This is a genomic window from Kitasatospora sp. NPDC047058 (genome assembly GCF_040643935.1).
GTDB lineage: Bacteria > Actinomycetota > Actinomycetes > Streptomycetales > Streptomycetaceae > Kitasatospora.
In genome coordinates, this window is sequence record NZ_JBEYVJ010000554.1 from 1 (window position 1) to 3,868 (window position 3,868).

Sequence of the window (3,868 nt, forward strand, 5' to 3'; positions counted from 1 at the left end):
GAGCGTGCCGGCGTGGCCGACCTTCCGCGTCCCGGCCAGCCACCGGAGCTTGGCGACCACCCCGTGCGAGGTGATGCCCTCCGGCTTGTCGACGATGACCAGGCCGTCCGGACCGGTTCCTTTGCGCTTCATCTGTTCTTTTCTGTGGAAGTGGTCGACGGGCGGACGGTCAGCCGATCGGCCGCAGCGCGCTGCGGAACCGCTCGACCACGGCCGCCACGTCCTCGCGGGCGGAGAACCCGGCCGCGTACGTGTGCCCGCCGCCGCCGAGCTCGGCGCAGGCGGCCGCGACGTCCACCGCGCCCTTGGAGCGCGAGGAGCCGCGCAGGGTGCCGTCCGGGTCCTGTTTGAGCACCAGCGCGACCTCGGCCTCGGCCGGCCGGCGCACGATGTCGATCAGGCCCTCGATCTCCTCGACGGTGACGCTGAACAGCGCGAGGTCCTGGTACGGCACCCAGGTCCACACCAGGCCCAGGCCGCCGGCCGCGCCGGGCTCGTAGACGGCCCGGTCGAGCGCGGCCGCGAGCACCTTGAGGTAGCCGAAGGAGGAGGTGTCCCACAGCTGCCGGGAGATCAGGTCGTGCCGGATGCCGGTGGCCAGCAGCCGCCCGGCGAACTCATGGGTGGCGGGCGTGGTGGCCCGGTACTTGAACGAGCCGGTGTCGGTGGCGACCCCGGTGTAGAGGCAGGTGGCCAGCTCCTGGTCGAGCGGGACGCCGAGCCGGCGCAGCAGCTCGTCCACCAGCACGGCGGTGGCCGGGGCGGCCGGGGCGATCAGCTGGTGGGTGCCGAAGCCCGGGTTGGAGGCGTGGTGGTCGACGACCACCAGCACGGGCGCGGCGAAGGCCTTGTCGTGCAGCAGGCCGAGCCGGCTCTCCGCGGCCACGTCGAAGCAGAGCACCAGCTCCGGCGCGTCGGGCACCTCGGCGGCAGGCACGATCAGCTCCTGGCCGGGAAGGAAGGCCAGCGACTCGGGCACGATCTGCGGGTCGTCGCCGAAGGAGACCCGGACCTCGTGGCCGAGGCCGCGCAGCGCCAGCCCGGCCGCCAGGGCCGAGCCGAGCGCGTCACCGTCGGGGCAGATGTGGCAGATCACGTCGATCGAGCGGGCCCGCCCGATCTCCGCGACCACCTGCTGCCAGACCAGCTCGAACCCGCTCTCCTCGGCGCGCGGCGCCGGAAGCACCGCGAGGGCACCCTCCACCGCGCTGGTGGAGGACGCCCCCGTGGTTGCTCCGGCTGCCGAACCGGCGGCCGCCGGCTCACCCGCCATGACTACTCGTCCTCGTCGTCACGCTCGGACGCCGGGACCTTGTAGGGGTCGGCGTCGCCGGCGTAGGTCGCGCCCGCCGCGGTGGTGCGCACCGCGGCGTCGATGGCCCGGGCCCGGTCGAGCAGGTCGTCGATGTTCCGGGCGTTCTCCGGCAGCGCGTCCGCGACGAAGGTCAGCGACGGGGTGAAGCGCACCCCGGTCTGCTTGCCGACCTCGGAGCGGAGCACGCCCTTGGCGCTCTCCAGCGCGGCGGCCGTGGCCTCGCGCTCGGTCTCGTCACCGAAGACGGTGTAGAAGACGGTGGCCTCGCGCAGGTCGCCGGTGACCCGGGTGTCGGTGATGGTCACGAACCCCAGCCGCGGGTCCTTGATCCGCCGCTCCAGGGTCTGGGCGACGACCACCTGGATGCGGTCGGCGAGCTTGCGCGCCCTTGCGGTGTCGGTCACGTTGCCTCCTCGTGCAGTGGGCCGGGTACCCGGGCGTGCTGCCTGCCCGTCGGGGCCCAAGCCCCAAAGTACCGGCCCGCGCCCAGCCTTGTGGGCGCTCTCGGTCCTGATCTGTGTGAGAACGGCGACTCCCGCCGGTCCGTTCCGCAGACCTCATTCATCGTCGTCGTTGTGGTAGCGCCTCCTGGCGGAGAGCAGCTGAACCTCGGGGCGGCCGGCGACCAACCGCTCACAGCTGTCCAGGACCTCGGTGACGTACCCGGCTTCGCCGGAGACCACCGCCAGGCCGATCTCGGCCCTGCGGTGCAGGTCCTGGTTCCCGGTCTCGGCAGCGCACACGCTGTACTTGCGCTGCAGTTCGGCCACGATGGGCCGCACGATCGAACGCTTCTCCTTGAGCGAGTGGACGTCGCCCAGCAGCAGGTCGAAGGTGAGTGTTCCCACGAACATGTATGACAGGTCTCGCCGACCTGGAAGGCCTCGGGGACAGCCCTGAACCGGGCTGGTGTGCCGGCCCCGGAGGGGGCCGGTGCTGCTCCATCTGACTACCCCAGGACCCTACACAGCGAGACCGGGGCCGGTCGACGGGAATTCCACCCGTCGACCGGCCCCGGACACCACCCGCTTACGCGCGCGGCTTCTCGCGCATCTCGTAGGTCTCGATGACGTCGTCGACCTTGATGTCGTTGAACGACCCCAGGGTCACACCGGCCTCGAAGCCCTCGCGGACCTCGGTCGCGTCGTCCTTGAAGCGGCGCAGACCCTCGATGGTGAGGCTCTCCGCCACGACCTTGCCGTCGCGCAGCAGGCGGGCCTTGGCGTTGCGGCGGATGATGCCGTCGCGGACCAGGACACCGGCGATGTTGCCGAACTTGGAGGAGCGGAAGACCTCGCGGATCTCCGCGGCGCCGAGGCGCACCTCCTCGTACTCCGGCTTGAGCATGCCCTTGAGGGCGTTCTCGATCTCCTCGATCGCCTGGTAGATGACCGAGTAGTACCGGACGTCCACGCCTTCCTTGTCGGCCGCGGTACGCGCACGGCCTTCGGCACGCACGTTGAAGCCGATGATGATGGCGTCCGAGCCCATCGCCAGGTCCACGTCGGACTCGGTGATGGCACCCACACCGCGGTGCAGGACCCGGAGCTCGACCTCCTCGCCCACGTCCAGCTTGACGAGGGCGTCCTCGAGGGCTTCCACCGAACCGGAGACGTCACCCTTGATGATGAGGTTGAGCTGCTCGATGGAGCCGGCGGCGATGGCCTTGTCCAGGTCCTCCAGGGACACCCGGACCCGACGCTGCGCGAAGGCGGCGTTGCGGTCGCGGGCCGAGCGCTTCTCGGCGATCTGGCGGGCGGTGCGGTCCTCGTCGACGACGATGAAGCTGTCGCCGGCGCGGGGCACCGAGGTCAGACCGAGCAGCAGCACCGGGCGGGACGGGCCGGCCTCGGTGAGGCTGTTGCCGTTCTCGTCCAGCATCGCGCGGACGCGGCCGTAGGCGTCGCCCACGACGATCGAGTCGCCGACGCGGAGCGTACCGCGCTGGACGAGCACGGTCGCCATGGCGCCGCGGCCCTTGTCGAGGTGGGCCTCGATCGCAATACCCTGCGCGTCCTGGTCGGGGTTGGCCCGAAGGTCGAGCGAGGCGTCCGCGGTGAGGACCACGGCCTCCAGCAGCTGGTCGATGTGCAGACCCTGGCGCGCGGAGATGTCGACGAACATGGTGTCGCCGCCGTACTCCTCGGCCACCAGGCCGAACTCGGTCAGCTGACCGCGGACCTTGGTCGGGTCGGCGCCCTCGACGTCGATCTTGTTGACGGCGACCACGATCGGCACACCCGCGGCCTTGGCGTGGTTCAGCGCCTCGACCGTCTGCGGCATGACACCGTCGTTGGCCGCGACCACCAGGATCGCGATGTCGGTGGACTTGGCACCACGGGCACGCATGGCGGAGAACGCCTCGTGACCCGGGGTGTCGAGGAAGGTGATCGGGCGCTGCTCGCCGTTCACCTCGGTGACGACCTGGTAGGCACCGATGTGCTGGGTGATGCCACCGGCCTCGCCCGCGACCACGTTGGACTTGCGGATCGCGTCCAGCAGGCGGGTCTTACCGTGGTCGACGTGACCCATGACGGTGACGACCGGCGGGCG

Annotated in this window: 4 protein-coding genes and 1 pseudogene; all 5 read right to left on the reverse strand. The window is 71.0% G+C overall.

Translation table 11 applies throughout. The features are described from left to right. Positions 1 to 132: pseudogene (locus ABZ885_RS37285) on the reverse strand (tRNA pseudouridine(55) synthase TruB); the annotation flags it as partial. Positions 133 to 169: 37 nt separating this feature from the next. Continuing rightward, complete coding sequence (locus ABZ885_RS37290) at positions 170 to 1,273, reverse strand: bifunctional oligoribonuclease/PAP phosphatase NrnA (protein WP_360199041.1); 1,104 nt, start codon at positions 1,271 to 1,273, stop codon at positions 170 to 172. A 2-nt stretch (positions 1,274 to 1,275) separates the two neighbouring features. After that, on the reverse strand, positions 1,276 to 1,719 hold the full coding sequence (gene rbfA / locus ABZ885_RS37295; RefSeq protein WP_238741323.1) for a 30S ribosome-binding factor RbfA: 444 nt from the start codon (positions 1,717 to 1,719) through the stop codon (positions 1,276 to 1,278). Positions 1,720 to 1,872: 153 nt separating this feature from the next. Further along, entirely contained in the window at positions 1,873 to 2,169 is a 297-nt protein-coding gene (locus ABZ885_RS37300; RefSeq protein ID WP_030289887.1) for a DUF503 domain-containing protein, read from the reverse strand. Between the two features lie 175 nt (positions 2,170 to 2,344). Then, positions 2,345 to 3,868 (reverse strand): translation initiation factor IF-2 (gene infB / locus ABZ885_RS37305; protein WP_360199043.1); only part of this gene is annotated, 1,524 nt, incomplete at its 5' end.

What these genes read in the sequence shown, in the direction of transcription:
- ABZ885_RS37290 (WP_360199041.1), bottom strand. Translation starts at nt 1,273, where the DNA reads ATGGCGGGTGAGCCGGCGGCCGCCGGTTCGGCAGCCGGAGCAACCACG.
- ABZ885_RS37300 (WP_030289887.1), bottom strand. Translation starts at nt 2,169, where the DNA reads ATGTTCGTGGGAACACTCACCTTCGACCTGCTGCTGGGCGACGTCCAC.